The organism is Amycolatopsis sp. FU40, assembly GCF_021903635.1.
GTDB classification, from domain to species: Bacteria; Actinomycetota; Actinomycetes; order Mycobacteriales; family Pseudonocardiaceae; genus Amycolatopsis; species Amycolatopsis dendrobii.
The window spans coordinates 3,818,535-3,842,164 of sequence record NZ_CP091381.1 but is presented as its reverse complement, the minus strand read 5'-3'; the positions used below and the strand labels follow the sequence as shown (position 1 = coordinate 3,842,164).

The following is a 23,630-nucleotide window of genomic DNA, read 5'->3' as shown; positions in this document are numbered from 1 at the left end:
GGGCGGATCCTCAGACCTGGTAACGCTTCTTGACGTCCTCGGCGAACCCGAGGTAGTCGCGCAGCGGCCACACTTGCTCGAACTCCAGGTATTCGCGCATCGGCAGCCTGCCCAGCGCGGTGCGGTCGAGCTCCTCGGCGTCGGGGGAGTCGATGATCGCGACGACCCGTTTCTGCGCGGCCACTTTCCAGATGCCGACGCAGAAACCGGAGTCGACGGTCTCCTGCGCGTGCTCGGCCTCCTCCCGCTCGATCTCCCACAGTTCGTCGAGCGTGATCCGGCCCTCGTGGCGCCATTTCATCTGCACGTAGAACAGCATCGGTCCCTCCTCGGTCAGGACTTCGCGCGGATGAGCGCGGTCAGCGGGTGGTCCCCGAACACCTCGGCCGCGAGGTCGAGCGGGGTCTTTCCGTCGTGCCCCACCAGGTCGAGCCGCGCGCCCGCGTCGACGACGGTCCGCGCGCATTCCTCGTAGCCGTGCCACAGCGCGTCGTGCAGCGGGGTGTATCCGTTGGTGGCTCCCTGGAAGTCGAGGTTCACCCCGGGCCATCCGGCGATCGTCCTCGTCAGCTCGACGTGTCCGTTGTAGACGGCCTTGTGCAGGGGCACGGCTCCGAAGGTCGGCTCGGTGGCGTTGACGTCCGCGCCCGCGTCCAGCAGCAGGCGGGCGATCTCGGTGTGCCCGTCCCGGGCCGCGACCAGCAGCGGCGTGTGCCCGTCGTTGAATCCGCCGACGATCGGGAACACTTCGTCGGCCTCGGCTCCGTTCGCGAGCAGTTCGCGCACAGAGCCGACGTCGCCCGCAGTGACCGCCGTCATCAGCCGTTGCGCTGCCGCCCGCTCCTCGTCGGACGCGATGCGCTCGTTGAGGTACTTCTCGGCGAGCAGCAGCCGGTCCTTGCCCACGGTGTTCACGTTCAGCTCGTACGCGAAGTGCTCCTTGAGCGAGAACCCGTAGTGCGTGCTGAGGTTGAGCCCGGCACCCGCGTCGAGGAGGTACTTCGCGACCTCCGGGAACTTGTACCAAAGCGCGTCCATGAGCGGGGTGTGCCCGGTGGTCGGCGCGACCGCGTCGACGAACGCGCCCGCCTCGACCAGCGACCGGACCACGTCGAGACTCCCGCCCTGGCACGCCTTGTGCAGTGCGGTCGCCCCCGCGCCGCTGTCCGCGGTCAAGACGTCCGCGCCGCGCGCGACGAGGAGGTCCGTCAACGGCGCGTCGGCGCGTCCCGCAGCGATCATCAGCGCGGTCAACCCGCTCTCCGGGTCCCGGTGATCGACGTCCGCACCGAAGCGGAGCACCTCGGAAACCGTTTCGCGGTCGCCTTTCCAGCTCGCCGCGATCAACCGCTCGTTCGCGTCCGAGGTGAAGGCCGCGATCTCGCCGTTGGGGTCGAAGTACACCTTCCACCTGGCGATCCGGCCGCTGTCGTCGACGACCATCTCGTGCGAGTCGAGGATCTCGAACTCGGTGCCGGTCCTGGTGTGCGCGGCCCTGGTGTAAATCGTCGCGAACGCGGTGTCGCCGTCGGCGCGCAACCCGCGCAGCGCGTAGTCCAGCACCTCGGTCGTCTTCGCGCGAACGGCGAAGGCCTTCCGCACGGCGTCGACCCCGCGGTGCTGCCCGAGGTAGGGGATGACGCTGTTCCACTCGTCGCGCGGCAGATCGAACTCGACATCGGGGGCGAGCAGCGCCAGCGCCGAGTCGAGGTCTCCGTTCTCGAGACTGGAGAAGTACTTCTCCACCACTTGCCGGGTCTGTTCGGTACGCATCGAACTCCTCCTGCGGCTTCGCTGGCCGGCTGTCCACCCGTCATTCCCTGGCCATTGCGCCAGCCGGAACCGCCGCCAGGCAAAGGATCCGGGGCCCGGCGGGGGGACAACGTCAAGTGGGGCCCGGACTTCGGAAGGTCCGGGCCGGTTCGGCGGCGAGGGACTCGGCCATGGGGGCACCGGCAGTACCGGCAACGACAAGTCCTCCCCGCCGCCCCCGGTACGGACCTGGCCTGCGGTCACCGCTTCCGTTCGCGCAGCGGAAGCAATGGTCCAGACGACTTTGACCGAAGGAGCGCTTTCCGTGCAGAAACGCACACTCGGGCAGCACCTCGAAGTTTCCGCCATGGGACTCGGTTGCATGGGCATGAGCTTCTTCTACGGTGCGGCCCCGGACCCCGCCGGCATGACGAAGCTGCTGCGGGCCGCGGTCGATCTCGGCGTGACTTTCTTCGACACCGCCGAGGTTTATGGCCCGTTCGCCAATGAAGAGCTGGTCGGCAAGGCGCTGGCGCCGGTCCGCGACCAGGTGGTGATCGCCACCAAATTCGGCCTCAAGCACGGAGAAAACGGTCCGGCCCCGGCGTCGGGGCCGGACAGCCGCCCCGAGCAGGTCCGTCGCGTGACCGAGGCTTCGCTCCAGCGGCTGCGCACGGACTGCATCGACTTGCTTTACCAGCACCGCGTCGATCCCGAAGTGCCCATCGAAGACGTAGCGGGCACGGTCAGGGAATTGATCGCGGAAGGCAAGGTCAAACACTTCGGTCTGTCGGAGGCAGGCGCGGCGACGATCAGCCGCGCCCACGCCGTGCAGCCGGTGACGGCCCTGCAAAGCGAATACTCGCTCTGGATGCGAGACCATGAAACCGAGATCATCCCGACCTTGGAAAAGCTGGGCATCGGCCTGGTGCCCTACAGCCCGCTGGGCAAAGGCTATCTGACCGGCACGATCGACCCCGGCGCCTCCCTGGCCGGCAACGACCTCCGCCGCATGCTGCCGCGCTTCGCCCCGGAAGCACGGCAGGCCAACCAGAAACTGGTCGACTTGCTCAAGCAGATCGCCGGCGACAAGGGAGCCACCCCGGCACAGTTCGCTCTCGCCTGGGTACTGGCGCGGAAGCCCCGGTTCGTGCCGATTCCCGGCACCACCAAACTGCACCGCCTGGAAGAGAGGCTGGGAGCGCTCGACGTCGAATTGACGCCCGGCGACCTGCAACGCATCGAGGAGGCCGCGAACGATATCCAGGGTGAGCGTGTCCCTGAAGGGCTGAAGGCTTTGTTCGGCCGCTGAGCCTCTGCTCAGGCAGCGGACAGGGCACGGCTGCGCCGGCGGCGGTCAGCGACCAGTAGCGCGCCCGGACGCAACGCCTTCACCTGCGCCAACACTTGACTTCGACACTTACGTCGATAACATGACACATGCGTAAGAGGGCGGGCAATGAGGCCCGTCCGTCGAAGGGAGACCACCGTGCGCAGCGTGCAACGACGTATTTCCCGGATCGCGGCGGTGGTGTCCGCCTCGGTGCTAGCGCTGTCCGGCGCCGCGGCCGTCGCGAGCGCGGACAACGGCTGGCCGCTCGCGCCGCAGGCGGTGCCCGGTCTGCCCGGCACTCCGGCGGCGGCCGACCTGCCGGACGCGACCTCGGCGAGCGGGGCGCAGTGCCGCAACTACTTCTTCCCGGTCACCGAGCCGGGAAGTTCCGTGGTGCTCAAGGAATTCGGCCAGCTGTGCACCTCCGACCCGGCGCTGCTGGGCAAGCAGCCGGTGCAGATCCTGATCCACGGCGGGACCTACGACCACACTTACTACGACTGGCCGTACCAGCCGGACCGCTACAACTACGTCCGCTACATGACCCAGCGCGGCTTCACGACCCTGAACCTTGATCGGATCGGGTACGGCCGCAGTGATCATCCGCTCGGCGCGAGCATGAACTTCGACGTCGCCGCGAACACCACGCATCAAATTGTGCAGTACCTGCGCCAAGGCGGTCTGGGCCCGCAATTCGGCACTGTCACGCTGAACGGCTACTCGATGGGCGGTCTCACCTCGCAGGTCGAGGCGGGCACCTTCCACGACGTCGACGCGCTGATGGTGCACGCCGTCGGGCACGGGCTGCTGACTCCGGCTTCGACCGCGCGGCTGGGCACTTTCGCCTATCCGGCGCTGCTGGACTCGAAGTTCTCCGGGCAGCCGTGGGCGGTCGACCCCGCGTATCTCACCAGCATTCCGGGCCGTCGCACCATTTTCTACGGTCCGGCGGCCACTTTCGATCCACAGCAGCTGACGGTCGAGGACGCGACGAAGGACACCATGTCGGCGACCGAGCTCGCGGACATCACCCTGCGCACCTACACCGACCAGACCAAGAACATCGACGCGCCGATCCTGTGGTCGCCCGGCCAGTACGACAAGATCTGGTGCGGCACTACCGACGACTGCGACACCGATCCGATGTCGGCGAACGAGCCGGGCTACTACCGGCCGGGCGTGTTCACCAAGTACATCGTGCAGAACACCGGCCACGCCACGCTGCTCGGCTACGGCGGCGCCGACTACCTGAACGAGATCGTCGGCTGGCTGGGTGCGCACGGCATTCACGGCGTGCGGTGAGCCCGCGGGTAAGCTGCGGATCATGTCCACGGCAGAGCGGGGTAAGGGAAAACGCAGCGAGCTGCGCCGCACGCTGGTGACTTCGGAACTGCTCGACACCGCGACCCGGCTGTTCGCGGAAAAGGGCTACGAGGCGACCAGCCTGCTGGACATCGCGAACGCGCTGAACATCTCGCGGCCCGCGCTGTATCACTACGTGAGCAAGAAGGAAGACCTGCTCGCGATGCTCGTCGAACAGGTCACGAACGGTTTCGCCGAGGTGCTCGCGCAGTTCAAGGCGCGCGACGATCTCGCGCCGTCGGAGAAGATCGCCGACGTCGTCGGGCTGATCGTGCGGCAGCGGGCCGAGCATTCCGACCAGTTCCGCATTCTCGACCGCTCCGAGTCGATCCTGCCGGAACCGCTCGCGGGCGAGCATCTCGAGGCGAAACGCACCGTCCTGCGCGAATTCACCGCACTCGTGGAGGCGGGCATCGAAACCGGGGAGTTCCGCCCGGTCGACGCGCGCACCGCCGCGTTGTCGCTGCTGGGCATGTGCAACTGGGTCGCCTGGTGGTTCCGGTCCGGCTCGGACGTCGAGGCGGTCGTCGCGACGATCACCGGGCTGGCGACGTCGATGCTCGCCGCCGGCGACAACACCGGGCGCGGACGGCAGGACGCGAAGACCATCGACCAGATCCGCGCGCTCCTGGACCGCCTCGAAGGCTGACCGGGATCCTGCTTCGGCCGTGCGGCGCACCAGCGCCGCACGGCCTTTTTCGTGCCCCGGCCAGTCCGGCGTTGTGACATCAGTGTCGAACTTTCGACACAGCTATTGAACTTTTGCGCGGACCGGCTTACCGTCATCCGCATGACGTTGCCTCCACCTGCACCACCGACGACCCCGTACGACGAGGTCAGCGTGCTTGCCTACCGGCGTGCCGGGTTCTGGGCGGGGCGGTCGCTGCCGGCGGAACTGCTCGACTCCGCGCGCCGGCACGGGACGCGGATCGCGCTGCTGGCCGAGGGCCGCGCGTGGACCTACGACGAGCTGTTCGGCGAAGCCCAGCGGTTCGCGGCCGGGCTGCTTCGCTCCGGCGCGGCCCGGCCGGGCGAGCCGGTGATGTTCCAGATGGGGAACGTCGCCGAGACGGTCGTCGCCTACCTGGGCTGCTTGTTCGCCGCCGCGCCGCCGGTGTGCACGCTGCCGCAGCACGGCACGCGCGAGATCGGCCTGCTGGCGGCGCACGTCGGCGCCCGCACGCTCCTCGTGCAGGCCGACTTCCGCGACGGGAGGCTGCGCACCCAGGCCGAACAGCTTCTCGCCGAGGGCTCGGTCGCCGAGGTGGTGACGTGCCGCGGCGAGCCGATCGGCACGGCGCCGGGCTACGACCGGCTGGTGCGCGAGCCGGTCCGGGAACCGTTGCCCTATCTCGAATCCGACCTGCTCCGGCCCGCGGTCTTCCAGCTTTCCGGCGGCACGACCGGCCTGCCGAAGGTCGCGCCGCGGCTGCACGAGGAATACGCCTACAACGCGCGCGCCTGGGCCGCGGCGATGGCGATGGACGAACACTCCCGCCTGCTGTATCCGTTGCCGCTCATGCACAACGCCGGGATTTCGCTCGCGCTCCAGCCGTCGATCTTCACCGGCGCGACGCTCGTGCTCTCGCCCTCGGCGGACGTCGACACGGTCCTCGACCTCGTCGCCGAGCACCAGCCGGACGTGCTGCCGCTCGTCCCGCCCGCGCTCGCGGTCCGGCTGCTCGAATCGCCGCGCGCCCAGCAGACCGACTTCTCCGGTCTCCGCGATTTCGTCGTGGGCGGACAGCGGCTGCCGGTCGAGGTCGCCGAGCGGCTGCGCGACGAGCTGGGCATCCGGATCCGCCAGATGTTCGGCATGGCGGAAGGGATGTTCCTGGTCACGCCCGCCGGCGCGGACGAGGCGGTGCGCCACCGCACGGTGGGCGCGCCGATCTCCGCGGCCGACGAGATCCGGATCCTCGACCCGGTGTCCGAGGACGAGGTGCCCGACGGCGAGGTCGGCGAATTCGCCGCGCGCGGGCCGTACACGATCCGCGGCTACTACCGCGCCGACGAGCACAACCGGACCGCGTTCACGGCCGACGGCTTTTACCGCACCGGCGATCTGGCCCGGCGGCACGTCGCCGCGGCGGGGGTCAGCTACTCGATCGACGGCCGGATCAAGGACGTGATCAACCGCGGCGTCGAGAAGATCTTCGCCGAGGAGGTGGAGGAGATCATCGTCGCGCATCCGGACGTGGTCACCGCCGCGCTCGTCGCGATGCCCGATCCCGTGCTGGGCGAGCGGGCCTGCGCGTATCTCGTGCTGGAGGACGGCGCGGCGCCGCTGACAGTCGAAACGCTGGGTGCGCACCTGCTCGCCCGCGGGCTGGCGAAGTACAAACTGCCCGAGCGCGTCGAGGTCGTGCCCGCGCTGCCGCTGACGAACGTCGGCAAGGTCGCGAAGAACCGGCTGCGCGAGGACGTCCAGGCGAAAATGGCCGAAGGGAGCGCCCGATGACCCGGCGGGTGAACGTGCTCGGCGGCGGCCCCGGCGGGCTGTACGCCGCGCGGCTGCTGAAACTGCGCGACCCGGCCCTGGAGGTGGTCGTCCACGAGCGGATGGACGGCGCGCAGGAGACGTTCGGGTTCGGCGTCGGGCTCACCGAGGCCACCATGCGCAATCTCGAACAGGCCGATCCGGAAACCGCGGACCGGGTCCGGGAGGTCAGCTACGTCGGCCACGAACTGCGGTTCGCCGCCGAGGACCGGTCCGTCTGCCTCCACGGCGCGCGGAACCTCGCGGTCGGCCGCGCCGCGCTGCTGCGCGTCCTGACCGAAGCGGCGACCGCGGCGGGCGTCGAGTACCGGGCCGGATCGCACGCGGATCTGGGCTCGGTGAGCGGCGACGTCGTCATCGCGGCGGACGGCGTCGGCAGCGGGACGCGCGCCAAGCTCAGCGCCGAACTGGGCGTCCGGACCAGCCGCGGGCGGACGCGGTATGTCTGGTGCGGCGCGCCGTTCGCCGCCTCGTCCGCGTTCTTCGCGTCGGCCCGGCGCGGGCAGCAGCTGTTCGTCACGCACGCGTACCCGTACGCCGAGGACCGCAGCACGTTCCTGATCGAAGTGGACGACAGGACCTGGACCGACGCCGGGCTGGCCGCGTTCGACGCGGCGACCGCGCCCGGCGAAACGGACCAGCAGAGCGTGCGGCTGCTCGAAAACGTGCTCTCGGACCAATTGCGCGGCGGGAAACTGCTCGCCAACCGCACGCGGTGGAGCCGGTTCGTCAACCTCGGCCTCGACCGCTGGCACACCGGGAACGTCGCGCTGCTCGGCGACGCCGCGCACACCGCGCACTACACGCTGGGCTCGGGCACCAAGCTGGCGCTGGAAGACGCGATCGCCTTGGCGGACGCGCTGGCCGGGGAAAGCTCGGTGCCGGCCGCCTTCGCGGCGTACGAACAGGCCCGCCGTCCGGCGGTCGAGCGGTTCAAACAGCTCGCGGGCCGCAGCCAGCGGTGGTGGGATTCCTACCGCTGGCGGGCGGACTGGCCGGCCGAGCGGCTGGGCCTTTCCTACATGACCCGCTCCGGCAACCTGACCATGGCCGACTACGCCGCCTCGGAACCCGGGGTCGTGCGCACCGCGCTGGAGTGGCTGGGCGCCGCGCCGTCCGGCGACCCGGCCGAGTGGGTCCTCGCGCAACCGTTGCGCGGCAACGGGATCCAGCTGCCTGCCCGGGCGGTCCCGCGGGCGGACCTCGGCCAGCCGGTCGAGGAGGTCGCGTGGGCCGAGCCGGACGTGTGGGGCGAGGCCGCCGACCGGACCGTCGCGCGGCTCGCGGCCGGGACCGGACCGGTGCTGGTGACCGGGAAACCCGGGGAGTTCTGGGCCCGGGTCGACTTCGCCGAGCGGCTCCGGCTGCGGACCCGGCGCACTGTCGGAGTGGATCTGCCGCGGTCCGCGCGGGCCTTCGCGGCCACCTCGGTCGGCGCCGGCCGGGCCGATTTCGTGACTGTCTCCCAGGAGGATTCGTGACCACCACATCCCGGCGCGTCGGGCTGATCGTGCCGAGTTCGAACGTGACCGTCGAGACCGAGCTGCCGCGGCTGCTGCGGCGCGTGGACGGCGTCGAGTTTTCGTTCCACGCCAGCCGGATGCGGATGCACGCCGTCACGCCCGAGCAGTTGCGCGCGATGAACGCGCAGCGCGAGCGGTGCGTGCTGGAGATCGGCGACGCGCAGACGGACGTGCTGCTGTACGCCTGCCTCGTCGCGGTAATGGCCATGGGCGCCGGCGAACACCGCGACGCCGAACTGCGGATCGCGGAACAGCTCGCGACGGGCGGCTCGGACACGAAGGTGCTGTCCAGCGCCGGAGCGCTGGTGCGGGCGCTGACCGACCTCGCGGCGAGGCGGGTCGCGCTGGTCATGCCGTACACCGAATCGGTGGCGCGCACGGTCGTCGAATACCTCGAAGCCGAAGGATTCACGATCACCGGCTGGCGCGCGCTCGGCGTCGCGGACAACGCCGAGGTCGGCTGCATCCCCGGCGAGACCGTGCTGGCCGCGGCCCGCGAACTCGACTTGAGCGACAGCGACGCGCTGGTGATCTCGTGCTGCGTCCAGATGCCGTCGCTGGACCTCGTCCAGCCCGTGGAAGAGGAGTTCGGGCTGCCCGTGCTGTCCGCGGCCACCGCGGGCGCGTACTCGATCCTGCGCGGCCTCGGCCTGCCCGTCGATCTTCCCGGCGCGGGTTCGCTGCTGCGCGCCGACGCCAACGTCCAGGTCTGACAAGGAGTTTCCATGACTGACAAGCCAGTGCACCGGGTGCGCGGGGTCGACCACGCCGCGTTCCCGACCTTCGACCCGGCCGCCACCGTCCGGTTCTACCGCGACGTGCTCAAGTTCCCGATCGTCCACTCGATCTGCGCGGCCGGCTGGGGCCCGGAACGGCACCCGGACTTCATCCACTTCTTCTTCGACATCGGCGGCGGCGACCGGCTGGCGTTCTTCTACTACTTCGGCTGGGAACCGGCGGGCGACCAGACCGCGCCCGGCGACGCCTGGGCCCGGCTGCCGCACGGCACGCCGAAGTTCTTCGCCGACAGCAGGCATCTCGCGATCAACGTCGAGGACGAGGAAGACCTGCTGGAGTACCGCCGCCGCTTGGACGAATCCGAGTGGCCGGTGGAAATGCAGGTCATGCACGAGACCATCGAATCCATCTACACGCACGACCCGAACGGCTACATGGTCGAGATCACCCGCGCGCTGCGCCCGGTCACGCCGCAGGAGGACCTCGACGCGGAGCTCACCCTGCGAGCGCTGTGCGACGTAGCGTCCGGCGAGGCGCCGTCGATGGACCAGCTGCTGACGCGCAAGGCCGAGCTGATCGTCGAGCGGGCGGCGTCGTGGGAACCGACCGGGAAGGAGCTGGTCTGACGTGGCCCGGTTCTACGTTCTCGATGTGCCCGAAAACGTCGGAGTGGTCGATGTCGCGCGGAAAGACGACCACACCACCGTCGACCGGATCGGGCCGTATTTCCGGATCACCGCGCCGGAAACCATCGTGATCGACCGGCGCTCGACCGGCTGCCGGCACGCGGTCTGGTACAGCGCGGTCGCCGGATTGGAAGGTTCGGTGATCACTCAGCACGACAAGAACGCGTTGCGGGTCGAAAGGCGGGCCGATGGCTGAGAACGGACTCGGCGCAGGCCGGCATCTCGCCCCGGCGGAGCTGCCCGAAGCGACGGTCACGACCGCGCACCAGCTCGCCACGAGCGACGGCGCGACCGTGCACGGCCTGCTGAGGACAGTCCCGGGCGCGAGCACCGTAGCCGTGCTGATGCATCCGCGGCAGGACTTCTCGCATCACGTGCTGGTGCCGGAGCTGCTGAGCCAGGGGTACGCGGTGTGGACCCAGGGCACCCGGACGGTCGGCAACGACCTGACCTTGCTGCACGAGCAAGCCCTGCTCGACCTGGCCGCCGGGAACGTTTTCCTGCGGGACAAGGGATTCTCGCGGGTAGTCCTCATCGGACACTCCGGCGGCGCCGCGCTGGCCGCGTTCTACCTCCAGCAGGCCGCCCGCCCGGCCGCCCAGCGGCTGCGCCGGGCTCCGAGCGGGAAGCCGGTTCCGCTGGCGGAGGCCGAAATGCCGGTCGCGGACGGGTTCCTGATGATGGCCCCGCACCCCGGCCAGGGCGCGCTGCTGCTGCGGCTGATCGATCCGTCGGTCGTCGACGAGCGGGACCCGCGTTCGGCCGCGCCGGAGCTGGACCCGTACCTGCCGGCCAACGGCTTCGCCGAACCGCCCGGCTCGTCCGCGTACTCGGAAGAGTTCGTCGCGGCCTACCGAAAGGCACAGTACGACCGGATCGCCCGGATCGACGCGCTGGCCCGCGAACTCGCCGAGCAGTCCGCGGCGGCCCGGCACCGGTACGGCGAAACCCGGGACGCCGCCGATCGCCGCACCGCGCTGGCCACCGGCGTCTTGACCGTCTACCGCACCGACGCCGACCTGCGCTCGGTAGACCTGTCCTTGGACCCGAACGACCGCCCGTACGGGTCGTTGTTCGGCCGCCGCCCGGACCTGACCAACTACGGAGTCCTGGGCTTCGGCAGGCTGACGACCCCGGATTCGTGGCTGTCGACCTGGTCGGCGATTTCCGGCAACGCGGACCTGGCCGCCTGCCTGCCCGAAGTGACGGTGCCGACGCTGCTCGTGGAACTGACCGGCGACCAGGCGTGTTTCCCGGCCGACGCGCAGCGGTTCCGCGACCGCAGCGGTGCGGCCGACCTCGCGCACGTGCGGGTGCCAGGCCGCCACTTCGGCGCTCCGCTGCGGGAAGGGATGACCTCCGGGGCGACCCTGGCCGGCGCGGAAATGGGGGCATGGCTGCGCGCCCGCTTCCCGGCCGGGGCGCTCGCGCCGGGCTGACCTCCGATTTCTGCGGGCCGCGGCCGATCGATGCCACCGGGTCCGGTGCACTCCGGGATCACTGCCTGCGACAGGGGACAAGGCCAGGCCGGACCCGTCGGCGTCACGGATGAATCGCTCGGTGCGTTCGAGGGCGTCAGCGAAGTGCTGCCACGCTTTCGACGTTCGCGCCGGATCGGTATGCCATCGAAGCGACGAATCGGGCAATCTGCTGGGTGCCAGGCCGAAACGCGGCTGCCTTGCCCCGTCCACTGTGGACTGGAGCGTGTCCGCGCTTCGGCCTGTTCCGCACGATGCCGGAATGCGAGCACAACCCGGACACCTCTCCGCGGCATCGAAGGACCGGTCGGGTCGTCATGTTCCCCGGCAGCGCCGCCCGAGAACGCGACCCCGCTCATCAGCGCATCCAGGCGGCCGCCGGAGCCGCAGCCGGGAACGGCCCGCGGGGACGGGCGCCCGGGTCACTGGGCGATGAAGGTGATCGCATGCCATCCGGTCGCCCCGTCGGGCACGGTTCCGGCGCGCTGGTCGGTCTGGGTGTAGCCGGATTTGTCCGTGGCGCGGCAGACGACTTGACGGCTGCCCGGCCGGACGTCGAGTTCGGTCCACCACATCCGCCAGGTGTTCCGGTTGACCTCCGCCGACAGCGTCGTTTCCTGCCACGGTCCGTTGTCCGCGCGGACTTCGACCTTCTCGATCCCGGTGTGCTGGGCCCAGGCGATCCCGGCGACGCGCACCTTCCCGGCGGGGACGGTGTCGAATCCTTTGGGCGAGTCGATCCGCGATTCGGTTTTGACCGGCGCTTCGCGGCCCCAGCCCCGGTTGAGCCAGTACGCCTGTTTCGCCTGCCAGGTGGTGACTTCGAGGTCGGTGACCCATTTCGTCGCCGAGACATAGCCGTACAGGCCGGGAATCACCAGCCGGGCCGGGAATCCGTGTTCGATCGGCAGCGGTTCGCCGTTCATCCCGATGGCGAGCATCGCGCCGCGGTCGCGGTCCAGCGCGGCGGCGACGGGGCTGCCGGAGGTCCAGCCGTCCACGCTGGTCGAGAACAATTGTTCCGCGCCAGGGCGGATTCCGGCTTCGCCGAGCAGGTCGGCCAGGTCCACGCCGACGAAGTTCGCGGTGGACACATAGGTGCCGCCGACCTCGTTGGAGACGCACGTCATGGTGATCGTGCGTTCGACGAGCGGCCGGTCGCGGATGTCGGAGTAGCGGTATCGCTGCTCGCGCCCGACCATGCCGTGCAGCCGGAGGCTCCAGTCCTCCGCGCGGACCTGAGGAACCGTCAGGGCGGTGTCGACGCGGTAGAAGTCGCGGTTGCGCGTGAGGAATGCGGGCGTGCCCAGTTTGGCGAAGTCCGCGTCCGCGGGTATCGGCGGCGCTGTCCGGGCTGGGACGAGCCGCCCGACCGCGGTCCGGGACGCGTTCGCGTCGCGGGTGCCGGCGAGCAACTCGCCCGCGGTGGCCGCGGCGCCCGCTCCGACGATCACTCCGGCGCCGGCCAGCAGCACGGTCCTCCGCGAGGTGCCTTGCTCTTCGCTTTTCTCTTGGCGCGAACGAAGAGCCAGCCGGTGCAAGCCGACGAACACGGCGACCCCGGCGATCAGGCTCGCCAGCGGGGCCAGCAACGCCACCGCGGTCAGGTCGGGGCGTTCGTAGACGGCGAACGCCCCGACCAGTCCGAACCCGACGATCACGACGGCGCCCGGCACAGGAGTCCGGCGCGAGGCCACGCCGGCCGCGGCCGCCACGAGGACCAGCACCGCAGCCATGCCGCTCAACAGCACCAGCTTGTCGTAGGTGCCGAAGGTCCGCACCGCGAAGTCTTTCAGCTCGACCGGGGTCAGGTCGATCGCGCCGTTGCCGACGGCGAGGTAAGGGGAGGCGTTGATCGAGATCAGCCCCGCGACCAGATGCCCCGCGGCGAGCGCGGCCGCGAGTGCGAGGACGCCCAGAAGAGCACCTGCCCACCACGTCAGGCGGCTCGGAGCTGCCGCGGAAGCGGATGTGCGGCTCGTGTGTGCGTTCATGACAGTGGACCGCCGTTTTCGTCTGTTCTCGATGGGCGACGCGGCCGAGGGGGACTGGCCGCCGAGGCGGCGCTTGCTGTGCTGTGCACGGCCGGCTGCCTCCGTGTCGTCTGCCGAGGGCAAGCCCGTCTGCTTGCCTCCGCCGGTCATTCGGCGCCGACCCGGTCAGGAGATTGGCCGTCGCCCGCGTTTTCTTGACGGCATCGGCGTTTCGCGCCAGGCGAGCGCGGATTTCGTTCGCTCGATCGGGTTTTTCGTCCGGGCGACCCATCCGCTCCGGCAGCCGCGCCGAATGACCGGCATCAGGCAGTTCCGACGTACTGCTACCGCCGCTCGACTAGGAGTGAATCATCGTGAACAAATTCCGCGTCGCGGGTGTCGGCCTTACCGCGGCCGCCGCGCTGACCCTGACCGCGTGCAGCGGCAGCGACAACTCGTCCGGGAGCGGCAATTCCAGCGCGCCCGCGCCGATGTCGAGCTCGATGTCCGCGCCGATGTCCAGCAGCGCGTCCTCCGGCGACGGCGTGACGACGAACGCCGACGTGTTCGGCCCGGCGTGCTCGAAGCTGCCGCAGGGCAACGCTCCCGGCTCGCTCGACTCGATGGGGCCGCAGCCGGTGGCCTCCGCGGCTTCGACGAACCCGTTGCTGACCAAGCTGGTCGCCGCGGTGAAGGCGACGAACCTGGTGGACACGCTCAACAGCCAGCAGGCGATCACCGTGTTCGCGCCCGCCGACTCCGCCTTCGCCGCGCTGGGCGACGCGAAGTTCGCCGAACTGGCCAAGAACCCGAACCAGCTGGCCCCGATTCTGCAGTACCACGTCTTGGGCAAGCGCTACGACGCGAAGGGCCTCGCCGCCGCCGGCGACGTGACCTCGCTCAACACCGCGGGCGGGCCGATCAAGATCGAAGGCTCCGGCGACAACATGACCGTCAACGGCGCGAAGATCCTGTGCGGCAACATCCCGACCAAGAACGCCACGGTGTTCGTGATCGACAAGGTGCTCACCCCGGGCGCCAACAAGTAGAATCGGATCCAGACTTCGGCCATTCCTTTGCGGGAGCCTGGAACAATGGCCGCCGCGGCTCCGTCGATCACCCGGAGCCGCGGCGGCCGTACTGCGCTCGCCGAACGCGAAATCCGTTATGGGTCAACACAGAATGACGGTGAGGTGCGTGAGATTCGCCGTCGGGGGACGTGACAGCGGCAGCGTCCCGCCGGCCGGTGCCCCAGCCGCCGTGGCTGAGGAAGAACTGTGCCTGCGCCGCGCCAGTCGAAGTGTCGGGCAGTCCGAAACGGCCGGATCTTGCTGGTGGACAAGGGTTTCGCGGGGAAGATTTCAATCAGCAGCCACCGTGGCGAGGCTTGAACTCGAGTTGCTGGCGGTCGGTCGTGCCTGTTTCGGCAGAGCCGTCCGGAGGGCGGCGGCTTCGGGGCTGGGTGATGGCGGGTCGACGATGCCGAGGCGGCGGTGGGGCGTGGGGAGATGAGGACGGCGTCCAAGTCGGGGCCGGGGATGAGGGAGACACCGGCGTGGGCGCGGACCATGGCCTGGGCGCAGCAGTAGCCGGTACTCAGGCGAGCCACACGGTGGTGTCCGGCGGGAGCAGCGTCTCGGTGCGGCAGCCCGCCGGCGAGCACAACGCGCGCGCCGGTGTTCCCCGCCGGTTCAGGGTCGGCCGAGAAGGCTGTCGGCGACGTGCTGGAGGTGCTGGCGCATGGCGGCGCCGGCGCCGTCTGGGTCGCGGTCTCGCAGGGCGGTCACGATGTCGGTGTGCTCGCGGTGGTAGCAGGCGCGCAGTTCGGGGGTGGACGTCCGGCGCTTGAGGTTGCCCCAGATGGGCAGGGCGCGGGCGGTGTTCATGACGTCGAACATGTTCATGAGCAGGCCGTTGTGGGCGGCGGTGGCGATGGCGCGGTGCAGGGTGGCGTCGGCGCGTTCGAAGCTTTCGAAGTCCGCGGCCTCGCCGCCCACGGCGAGGGAACGGGCGATGCGGTCGAGGTCGGCTTGCGTGGCCACGCGCGCGGCGAGAGTGGCTACTTGCGGTTCGAGCAGTTGCCGCACTTGCATGATTTCGGTGGGGCTGGTGTCGGCGGGGGCTCCGTCGACCTGGCCGGCAACCGCTTCGGTGAGGAAGGTGCCGCGGCCGACGTGGCGGACGACCAGTCCGTCGCGTTCCAGGGCTTCCAGGGCGCGGCGCACGGCGCTGCGGGGTGCGGAGAGTTGTTCGACGAGGGCGCGTTCGGTGGGAAGTTTCGCGCCGGGGCCGAGGCTGCCGTCGCGGGCGCCGTCGACAACGAAGGCGCGCAGCGAGTGCTCCACCGTGGTCGCCGTCATGGTCGCATCGTACCGCACGGCGACAAACCAATCTGAACCAATCGGGCCGATCGAGACCAGTTTCCGCGCAGGTGTCGACAACCGGGGGCGGCACGCGTACGGTCAGCTTGGTCAGATTTGGTGCTAATTGGTCATGATTGGTTCACAATGAAGCTGGTGACATTCTCGGCGGGCGCCGGTGACCGGGTCGGGCTGGTCGATGCTGCCGCGGTGCGGGACGTGACAGGACTGCTTCCGGCCGGGACGGGCGTGCTGGAACTGGTCGAGCGGTGGGACGAGCTCGGCCCGGTGCTGACGTCGCGGGCGGGCGGGCTGGAGCCGGTGCCGCTGGAGTCGGTGCGGTTGCGGGCGCCGATTCCGGTGCCGCGCCGCAATGTGTTCTGCGTGGGCAAGAACTACCGCGACCACGTGGCCGAGTTCGGCCGCAGCGGCTACGACACCCCGGGCCGGTCGGAGGCGCTGCCGGAGAAGCCGATCCTGTTCTCCAAGGCCACCACGTCGGTGACCGGCCCGTTCGACGAGGTGTCCGCCCACCCCGGGGTGACCGCGGAGCTGGACTACGAGGGCGAACTCGGGGTGATCATCGGCCGGGGCGGACGCGGGATCTCCCGTGCGGACGCGTACGGGCACGTGTGGGGCTACACGATCGTCAACGACGTGACCGCGCGGGATCTGCAGCGGGACCACAAGCAGTGGCTGCTGGGCAAGTCGCTGGACACGCACTGCCCGATGGGCCCGTACGCGGTCACCGCGGACGAGGTCCCGGATGTGACCGCGCTGGAGCTGGAGACCTCGGTCAACGGGGAGAGCCGGCAGCTGGCGCTGGTCAAGGACCTCATCTTCGACATCCCGGAGCTGATCGCGACGCTGTCGGCGGGGATCACGCTGCTGCCGGGCGACATCATCGCCACCGGCACGCCGGCCGGGGTCGGGATCGGGTTCGAGCCGCCGAAGTTCCTGCGCCGCGGGGACGTCGTCGAGGTGTCCGTCTCCGGTCTGGGCGCGTTGCGCAACCGGATCGCCTGAGCACGAAAGGAACGCGGACATGAAGATCAACGGCGCCGAACTGGCGGTCGAAGCCGAGGGCGCGGGACCGGCCGTGCTGATGGTGCACGGTTTGGGCGGCACCTCGAACTTCTATCAGGTGCAGGCGCAAGCGCTGGCCGAACGGTTCCGGGTGATCCGGGTCGATTCCGCCGGAGCCGGGCGGTCCGGACTGCGCGACGGAATCAGCATCGAGTCCCACGCCGACGACCTCGCGGCAGTGCTCGACGCCTTCGAGGCCGACGCGGCGGCAGTGGTCGCGCATTCGATGGGCACGCTCGTCGCCCGCGCCTTCGCGGCCCGGCATCCGCGGCGGGCGACGGCCCTGGCGCTGCTGGGCGCGGTCGCCGAACCGGCCGACGCGGGACGGCAAGCCCAGCGAGACCGCGCCGCTGTCCTGCGCGGCCAAGGCACCGCTGCCGTCGCGCCCGGCGTGGTGGCCAACGCACTGTCCGAAACAACGCGGCGGGACAAACCCGAAGTCGCCGCGTTCGTGCGGGAACTGGTGATGCGCCAGGACCCTGAAGGCTACGCCCGCAATTGCGAAGCGCTCGCCGCCGCGACCGACCCGGGAGCGGTTCCCGCGGATCTGCCGCTGCTGCTGATCACCGGTTCCGACGACAAAGTCGGCCCGCCCGCGGTGAGCCAGGCGCTCGCTGCCGCGCACGGGGACGCCACCGTGTCGATCCTGCCCGGCGTCGGGCACTGGACGGCGCTGGAAGCCGCCGCCGACACCACCGATCAGCTCACGAAGTTTCTGTAACCGCAACGCTTCTGCGCCTCAATGCCGAGGAGTTCCCATGTCCGTTCCCGCCAGCAAGACTTTGTTCCGCGACGTGTCCGTCCTGGACTCCACCGGGGCCGACCCCTACCGCGGCGACGTGCTCGTCGACCACGACCGCATCGCCGCGGTCGGCGCCGTCGACCCCGCCGCGGCCGCCGGCGCCCGCGTGATCGACGGCCGCGGCCGCACCCTGATGTCCGGGCTGTGCGACGCCCACACCCACTTCACCTGGAACAACAGCGGCGACCTCGACGGTCTGGCCGCGCTTCCGGTCGAGGAGCACTTGCTGTTCGCGATCGAGTCCGCACGGTCCTACCTCGATTCCGGCTACACGATGTGCCTCGGCGCGGCCTCGGCCAAAGACCGCCTCGACGTCGTCTGCCGCGACGTCATCAACGCCGGCCGGTTCCCCGGCCCGCGCTACCTCGCCAACGGCCCGGAAATCGCGGTCACGGGCGGCGAACTGGTCAAGGGCATCACCTGGTTCGCCGACGGTCCCGAGGAAATGCGCAAGGCCGTGCGCCGTCTCATCGAAATCGGGGTCGACCAGATCAAGCTTTCCATGACCGGCGAAGAGATCACCGGCACCCAGCGCGCCGAGGACACCTACATGTCCGACGAGGAAGTCGCGGCCGCGGTCACCGAGGCGCACCGCCGCGGCAAGCGGGTCTGCGCGCACGCCCGCAGCGCCGAAAGCGTCAAGATGTGCGTCCGCCACGGCGTCGACATCGTCTACCACGCCAGCTTCACCGACGAAGAAGGCATGGACCTGCTCGAATCCGCCAAGGACTGGATCTTCGTCGCGCCCGGCGTGAACTGGCTCGTGGCCACTCTCTACGAAGCAGCCGACTTCGGCTACCCGCAGGAAGCCGCCGAAGCCGCCGGCTACAAGCGCGAACTGGAGACTGCGACCGCGGCCATGATCGAGATGCACCGCCGCGGGATCCGGGTGCTGCCCGGCGGCGACTACGGCTTCGCCTGGACCCCGCACGGCACCTACGCCCGCGACCTGCAGCACTTCGTCGAACGTTTCGAGTTCACCCCGATGGAAGCCATCCTCGCCGCGACCGCGCAAGGCGGCGAGATCATGCTCCGTCCCGACGAACTCGGCAAGGTCCAGCCCGGCTACCTCGCCGACCTGCTGCTCGTCGACGGCGACCCGCTCGCCGACATCACCGTCCTGCAAGACAAAGGGAAACTCCACGCCATCATGAAGGACGGCAAGTTCCACAAGGAAACCGCCGACCGGCCATGACCCGTCCTCCGGGACGGGCGGCCTGCCACCACCCGCGGCCACGCCCGCCCGTCCCGGCGCCGTCCCCGCACTCAGCCCGCGCCGAGGTATCCGTGACACTGCTCGTCTGCGCCACCTGCCCCCGCTACGACCCCCAGCACAGCGGCGAATTCAGCCACGCCCTCACCGCCGGCATCGCCGAGCACCTCGGCGGCGACAAGGTCGGCATCCGCCACGTCCAATGCCTCGGCGGCTGCCCGCGCGACGGCGTCGTCGCGCTCGACGGCCCCGGCAAGGCACGAGTCCGCTTCTCCCGGCTCACCGTCGACGACACCGACGCCATCCTGCGGGCCGCCCACGCCCACGACGCCTGCTTCACCGGCGTCCCCGGCGACTGGGAAATCCCCGGCACGCTGGCCGGACGGATCAGCTCGATCACCCTCAAACGCACCGCGCACACCCCCTTCGGCGCGCCGGGCGGCGGGCAGGCTGGCCAGGGCCGGGCACCGCTCTGAGGGGAGCCTGTCCGAGTCTTCGGAACCGCCGGGCTCGACGTCCTTGACGGTCGCAACGATGGTCCGATCGGATCCGTCCTCGACTGGGCAGCCGGTGCCTGTCCGGTCACTGGAAGGGACTCTCCGACCACGCCGCGATCGAGATCCATGGCCGGACCTGCCGTCTATGCCGGGGTGTCACATCGGGCCAGGGTCGACGGATTCGTTGCGGCGGGCGGGAGAGGAAGGAAACGGTGGATTGAGTGCGACCCGCACCTCGCCAAACCGGCCGAAGTGCGCGCCGAGAACTTCATCGTCGCGAGCCCGGCGGTCGTCGATTTCGTGACGCCGTCGGCTTGATTTCAGTCGGGTGACGTGGCGCTCGATGCTGTTGCACTGCTTGTGCCGTGGCACGACTTGCAGGTCAGTTATGTCGTCGAGTCGGTCGGGGGTCGCAGCATGACAAGGTTGCGGTTCTGGGGAATTCTGCTCATCGCGGCCTTGGCGGTGGCCGGGTGCGGTGGTGCGCCGGCGGCACCCTCTTCGTCGATACCGGCGAATCCGCCCGCCGCAACCAGCGTCGTGCCCTCTCCGGGGTCGTCCGGCCCAGCGGCGACAACGACGATGCCTCCGGTGCCGGCAAGTACCTCGGCGAGGGTGCCGGGCGCGCGAGCCCCATCGACTGCCAAAGCGGCGCCGACGCGAAAGACTCCGCCGCGAAAGCCTCCCCAGTACGGCTACCAATGCAGGGACGGCGACGAGCTGAAATACGACGTGTGCGCGGGGCACAAGGCGTGGGTAGACGGTCAGCGCGAGTTCAGCGATTGCTTGGACAGCGGAGGAAGCTGGGACATCGACAAGCAACGTTGGGTGCATTCTTGACGAGGATTGTGCTGGCTGTTCGTCCTGGTTGGGGTGCTGCGTTCCCGTCGGGCAGCGGGCCTAATGCGTCGGCAGCGCTCGAGAAGGCGGTAACTCCTGCCGGTGCACTGAGGATTCGAACTCAGGCCGTCCGACCTGCGGGAACGGGAATCGGCGGGCCGGGCTGCCACTGACGGCAAGCCGCTGAGCAGCGGAAACAGCGAGATTCTGGGTGCCCCCGGGGCGGTTCGGACGATATCTACATCGGGAAATATGGCCTTTGAGCTGCGGGTTTCCGCAGTGGTGGGGATTGTGAGCTGTCGTCGGGTGCGTCGGGGTGAGTCGGCGTGACTGCGGAGTTGATGCAGGAAGGTGCTGTTCACCCTCCGAACGGAGTAGCGGTTCGATGGGCGCGGTCGTGGTCGTTGCGGGTGCAGTGTGGTGCGACGGGGTTGGTGGCGTTGGGTGCGGCGTATGCGTCGTATCAGCATGGTCGGGTGTTCGCGCTGCGGTTTGGTGCGGATGCGACGACGGCGGCGATTTGGCCGTTGATCGTGGATGGGTTGTTGACGTTGGCGACGGTGGAGTTGTGGCGTGGTCAGCGGGGGAGCGGTCGGTGGTTGGCGTGGGCGGCGTTCTTGTTCGGGATTTCGTTGTCGTTGTGTGCGAATATCGGTGCGGCTCCGTCGTTGAGTGTGTTCGGGGTGACGGTGGCGGCGTGTCCTCCGCTTGCTCTGTTACTTGCCGTGGAGTTATTGAACCGGGCGTTGCGGCGGCATTGGCCGACGGCTGCTGACCCGTCGCCGCACGCGGAGCCGGGGAGACCTTCTGTTGAGGCCGAGGCAGTTGTGGAGCCCATGCCGGAGGCAGCCCAGGTGGATCATGAGCTGACGGCTGAGCAGCGGATGTGGCTGCACTACGAGCAGGAGGCTGCGTTGGGTCGCCGTCCCTCGGGTGCGGAGCTGGACCGGGTGGCCGGTACGCATAACTACGGGCGGCGAGTGCTGCGGCGGTGGAGAGCCGAGGGCCGACTCGATGCAATGGCGACAGTCGACGAAAAGGTGGACGGAGCGATGAGCCGTTCTTCGTGATCGCGGGTGGAATTCGTCGCTCGGGTGGTGGCAACGCTCACTCAATAGCGCGCCCGGTGGCGATGCGGACTATTTGCTCACGATCTCAATGCGGAAGCAGCCCAGACTATGCCACAGCTGAGCGGGGTCTGAGCTCAGTCCTCGGTCGCCGAGCGCAGATGTCCTCCGGCGGATCGCTATGCCCCGTGCGCCCCATCGCGGATGGGCGCAGTGCGCGATGTCTGGCGTACAGCAGAAGTTCCTTGCTCCGGTCCGGTCGCTGCCGCGCTACGCCGAGGCAGCCTGGGCGAACGTCCGGGGTCCCACCCGGTCAGATACCCCCGTCGTTCTAGGCGGTAGGTCACGGTGTTCGGGTGCACCCCGTCGGCGCGCCGAGGCTGTTGATGCCGACGCTGACCTCCGCCTGGCGCAGGTTCGTGCCCTGGGCAGGGCTACATGCAGACGGTCCCGGGCCTGACCAGTGGGTTTCTAGCGGGATGTTGGTGATTGAGGGCAGTTTCCAGGTCGGCAGGCCTGGAGTTGATGCCTGATGGCCGCCGATGGGCGCAGTTCGCGTGCCAAGCATCGACTGGTTACGACGTCGTTGTCAGAGCTGTCACCGCGATCATGGGCACCGTTGTCGGCTTGGCGTTTCTGGTTGGCTTCGGCAACGTTCTGAGCCTGGCTCTCCGGCTCGGTGTGCCTGCGTGGGTCGCACCGCTGGTGGCTCCTGCGGTCGATCTTTCAATTCTAGGTCTCCTTCTCGGTGGGCGGCATCTCGTGCTTGCGGGCGCGTCTTCGGAGGTGCTGCGGCCTGCTCGTCGCTTGCTGGTGTTCGCCAGCGTGGTCCCCCTCGGGTTGAACATCGCGGAGCCTCTTGCTGCGGGCGAGTTCGGGAAGGCGGCGTTCGACTCTGTGGGGCCGTTGCTGTTGATCGGCTGGGCGGAGGTCGGTCCCGGCTTGCTGTTGGCCATTGGCGAACAGTCTCTCCGCAAGCCAGTTGGAAGCGAAGTTGATCGGCCGGGTCTGGCTGTCTGTGCGGACTTCGATGAGGGCGCAGTGTTGCGAAGGCTCGACTTGAGGATTTCGTGCAGCCGAGTGCCGGGCAGACAGTTGATGATCGCATGTCCGATGCGCTCTTGACCCGGGCGCGGAAAGAAGACGCGGTCCATCGTGCGGTGCACCAGACGCCGATATCCGCCGACACACTGCGCGTCCGGCTTGGCGTGGGTGCCGCTCGGGCACGTCGTCTCGTCAAGATTGTTCGATCTGAGTTCGAGGAGCGAATGGCTTCCCATCAAGGTTGAAGAGGGCGGTGGTGGACGAGAGGCGGGTCACCGCCGCCTGTCACCACAGGGTCAGCCCGGCCTGCTCGGGCATGTCGCGCCGCGGGGGTCCGTCGCCGTGCTGGAGCTACTAGCTGGTCCAGCCGAGAATCTGCCAGCCGGGAGTGTGCTGTGGCAGGACGAACGGCCCGTCCACGCCGCGCCTCCAAACCAGGCTGAGTGCTACGGGGGTTAGGCCGACCGCGCCTGCTCAAGAGCTGTCATTGGGCAATCACCTCCCCTCAGAGACCAGGGCCGCCTGTAACGCCTGACTGCACCGCGACGACGGGGTGCGTAGTCATTCGGCTTCGGAGGTTGTGGCGGCGTGAACGTGTTCGGTGTGCCGGCGGACGAGGTTTTGAAGCTGAGCCAGCAGTTCGTCGGCTGCCTGAAGACCGCGCGAGCCCTGTTCTCGGTCATCGCCCCTGGCCAGGACGCTGGTGCGAAGAGCAAAGAGGATCGACGTCGCGCCTACCTGGGGCTTCTGTCGGCGACCAACGACCTCATGACATGGCATAACTTTCTCGGTGAACTTGCCCTGACGATGCAGCGGTGGGAGCCGTTCAGGTGGCGTCACACAACAACCGCGATCAAACAGACCGCCGACGTGCGTAAAGCCATGTCCGCGTTTCTCGCGGCACTGTCCGAGGTCCGTTTGGTCGGAAATCCGGGACCGCGAGCTGCGGCCGAAAGGATCACTGCGGTCATGGGGGAGTTGTTCGGCGTCTTGCCAACATCGAAGGGCGGGGCTGCCCGCGTGCACGAGATCGAGCACACGCGCGAGTGGATGCGTGAACTTGGCGACGCGCAGAAACACTTCATCCTCGCTGCCCGGCGTGACCTGGGCTCCGCAAAAACTCCTCGTGCTCGCTGGTGGCAGCTCTGGCGGCCACGAACTGTCGAAGCCTGGCCGGGCGGCTGGCCGGTCCCTGCGGCGACGCTCACTGCCGAGGACGAAACTGGCGGACGTGAGCTTCCGCCCGGAAGCCAGCCTCGCCAGCTGTCAGCAGGGCCTCGCGCCGAAGCGTCAGCGCCGTAGCTAACCGGCGATGCTCTTCTTGTAGTCCTTGATCGTGGCGACGCGGGGGTCGTGACCGCCGGCGCCGGGCCGGT

The 23,630-nt window shown here is 69.3% G+C and carries 21 protein-coding genes and 1 pseudogene; 17 read left to right on the top strand and 5 right to left on the bottom strand.

Features of this window, described 5'->3' with window-relative positions:
* Nucleotides 1-10: 10 nt before the first annotated feature.
* Both L3Q65_RS18485 and L3Q65_RS18480 read right to left on the bottom strand, forming a co-directional pair.
* Entirely contained in the window at nt 11-319 is a 309-nt protein-coding gene (locus tag L3Q65_RS18485) for a muconolactone Delta-isomerase (RefSeq protein ID WP_237600392.1), read from the bottom strand.
* A 14-nt stretch (nt 320-333) separates the two neighbouring features.
* Nucleotides 334-1,773: an ankyrin repeat domain-containing protein gene (locus tag L3Q65_RS18480; RefSeq protein WP_237600391.1), complete on the bottom strand. Its 1,440-nt coding sequence runs from the start codon at nt 1,771-1,773 to the stop codon at nt 334-336.
* Between the two features lie 304 nt (nt 1,774-2,077).
* Between L3Q65_RS18480 and L3Q65_RS18475 the strand changes: the two genes are divergently transcribed.
* The 9 genes from L3Q65_RS18475 to L3Q65_RS18435 all read left to right on the top strand — a co-directional run bounded on the left by L3Q65_RS18475 (nt 2,078) and on the right by L3Q65_RS18435 (nt 11,333).
* Complete coding sequence (locus tag L3Q65_RS18475) at nt 2,078-3,064, top strand: aldo/keto reductase (RefSeq protein WP_237600390.1); 987 nt, start codon at nt 2,078-2,080, stop codon at nt 3,062-3,064.
* A 186-nt stretch (nt 3,065-3,250) separates the two neighbouring features.
* Nucleotides 3,251-4,387 (top strand): alpha/beta hydrolase, encoded by a 1,137-nt coding sequence (locus L3Q65_RS18470; protein ID WP_237600389.1) that lies wholly within the window; start codon nt 3,251-3,253, stop codon nt 4,385-4,387.
* A gap of 22 nt (nt 4,388-4,409) precedes the next feature.
* Entirely contained in the window at nt 4,410-5,096 is a 687-nt protein-coding gene (locus tag L3Q65_RS18465) for a TetR/AcrR family transcriptional regulator (RefSeq protein WP_116205520.1), read from the top strand.
* Between the two features lie 141 nt (nt 5,097-5,237).
* The gene (locus L3Q65_RS18460) at nt 5,238-6,908 is read left to right on the top strand and encodes an AMP-binding protein (protein WP_237600388.1); all 1,671 of its coding nucleotides are present in this window, start codon (nt 5,238-5,240) and stop codon (nt 6,906-6,908) included.
* The gene (locus L3Q65_RS18455; protein ID WP_237600387.1) at nt 6,905-8,428 is read left to right on the top strand and encodes an FAD-dependent monooxygenase; all 1,524 of its coding nucleotides are present in this window, start codon (nt 6,905-6,907) and stop codon (nt 8,426-8,428) included. Before L3Q65_RS18460 ends, L3Q65_RS18455 begins: the two co-directional genes overlap by 4 nt.
* Nucleotides 8,425-9,183 (top strand): maleate cis-trans isomerase, encoded by a 759-nt coding sequence (locus tag L3Q65_RS18450; RefSeq protein WP_237600386.1) that lies wholly within the window; start codon nt 8,425-8,427, stop codon nt 9,181-9,183. Before L3Q65_RS18455 ends, L3Q65_RS18450 begins: the two co-directional genes overlap by 4 nt.
* 12 nt (nt 9,184-9,195) lie before the next feature.
* Nucleotides 9,196-9,834 carry a VOC family protein gene (locus tag L3Q65_RS18445; RefSeq protein ID WP_182893057.1) on the top strand — a complete coding sequence of 213 codons (639 nt, stop codon included), beginning with the start codon at nt 9,196-9,198 and terminating at the stop codon, nt 9,832-9,834.
* 1 nt (nt 9,835) lies between these two features.
* Entirely contained in the window at nt 9,836-10,090 is a 255-nt protein-coding gene (locus tag L3Q65_RS18440; RefSeq protein ID WP_182893056.1) for a hypothetical protein, read from the top strand.
* The gene (locus L3Q65_RS18435; RefSeq protein WP_237600385.1) at nt 10,083-11,333 is read left to right on the top strand and encodes an alpha/beta hydrolase; all 1,251 of its coding nucleotides are present in this window, start codon (nt 10,083-10,085) and stop codon (nt 11,331-11,333) included. Before L3Q65_RS18440 ends, L3Q65_RS18435 begins: the two co-directional genes overlap by 8 nt.
* 461 nt (nt 11,334-11,794) lie before the next feature.
* Here the strand turns inward: L3Q65_RS18435 and L3Q65_RS18430 are convergent, their stop codons facing one another.
* Nucleotides 11,795-13,366: a molybdopterin-dependent oxidoreductase gene (locus L3Q65_RS18430; protein WP_182893054.1), complete on the bottom strand. Its 1,572-nt coding sequence runs from the start codon at nt 13,364-13,366 to the stop codon at nt 11,795-11,797.
* Between the two features lie 353 nt (nt 13,367-13,719).
* Here L3Q65_RS18430 and L3Q65_RS18425 point away from each other — a divergent pair, with 353 nt between their 5' ends.
* Nucleotides 13,720-14,394, top strand: a complete 675-nt coding sequence (locus L3Q65_RS18425) for a fasciclin domain-containing protein (RefSeq protein WP_182893053.1) — start codon at nt 13,720-13,722, stop codon at nt 14,392-14,394.
* Between the two features lie 642 nt (nt 14,395-15,036).
* Here the strand turns inward: L3Q65_RS18425 and L3Q65_RS18420 are convergent.
* Nucleotides 15,037-15,705: a FadR/GntR family transcriptional regulator gene (locus L3Q65_RS18420; RefSeq protein WP_182893052.1), complete on the bottom strand. Its 669-nt coding sequence runs from the start codon at nt 15,703-15,705 to the stop codon at nt 15,037-15,039.
* A 147-nt stretch (nt 15,706-15,852) separates the two neighbouring features.
* Between L3Q65_RS18420 and L3Q65_RS18415 the strand changes: the two genes are divergently transcribed.
* The 4 genes from L3Q65_RS18415 (at nt 15,853) to L3Q65_RS18400 (ending at nt 19,282) form a co-directional block, all read left to right on the top strand.
* Nucleotides 15,853-16,731: a fumarylacetoacetate hydrolase family protein gene (locus L3Q65_RS18415; RefSeq protein WP_237600384.1), complete on the top strand. Its 879-nt coding sequence runs from the start codon at nt 15,853-15,855 to the stop codon at nt 16,729-16,731.
* 19 nt (nt 16,732-16,750) lie between these two features.
* Nucleotides 16,751-17,512 (top strand): alpha/beta fold hydrolase, encoded by a 762-nt coding sequence (locus L3Q65_RS18410; RefSeq protein ID WP_182893050.1) that lies wholly within the window; start codon nt 16,751-16,753, stop codon nt 17,510-17,512.
* Between the two features lie 37 nt (nt 17,513-17,549).
* Entirely contained in the window at nt 17,550-18,788 is a 1,239-nt protein-coding gene (locus L3Q65_RS18405) for an amidohydrolase family protein (protein WP_182893049.1), read from the top strand.
* Nucleotides 18,789-18,880: 92 nt separating this feature from the next.
* The gene (locus tag L3Q65_RS18400; protein WP_237600383.1) at nt 18,881-19,282 is read left to right on the top strand and encodes a DUF1636 family protein; all 402 of its coding nucleotides are present in this window, start codon (nt 18,881-18,883) and stop codon (nt 19,280-19,282) included.
* A 177-nt stretch (nt 19,283-19,459) separates the two neighbouring features.
* Here the strand turns inward: L3Q65_RS18400 and L3Q65_RS18395 are convergent, their stop codons facing one another.
* Nucleotides 19,460-19,675 (bottom strand): hypothetical protein, encoded by a 216-nt coding sequence (locus tag L3Q65_RS18395; protein ID WP_237600382.1) that lies wholly within the window; start codon nt 19,673-19,675, stop codon nt 19,460-19,462.
* A gap of 809 nt (nt 19,676-20,484) precedes the next feature.
* Between L3Q65_RS18395 and L3Q65_RS18390 the strand changes: the two genes are divergently transcribed.
* The 3 genes and pseudogenes from L3Q65_RS18390 (at nt 20,485) to L3Q65_RS18380 (ending at nt 23,556) form a co-directional block, all read left to right on the top strand.
* The gene (locus L3Q65_RS18390) at nt 20,485-21,213 is read left to right on the top strand and encodes a DUF2637 domain-containing protein (protein WP_304504584.1); all 729 of its coding nucleotides are present in this window, start codon (nt 20,485-20,487) and stop codon (nt 21,211-21,213) included.
* A 606-nt stretch (nt 21,214-21,819) separates the two neighbouring features.
* Nucleotides 21,820-22,484, top strand: a pseudogene (locus L3Q65_RS18385) (hypothetical protein); the annotation flags it as partial.
* Nucleotides 22,485-22,842: 358 nt separating this feature from the next.
* A complete protein-coding gene (locus tag L3Q65_RS18380) occupies nt 22,843-23,556 on the top strand; it encodes a hypothetical protein (RefSeq protein WP_237600381.1) in 714 nt (237 codons plus the stop codon).
* Nucleotides 23,557-23,630 lie beyond the last annotated feature (74 nt).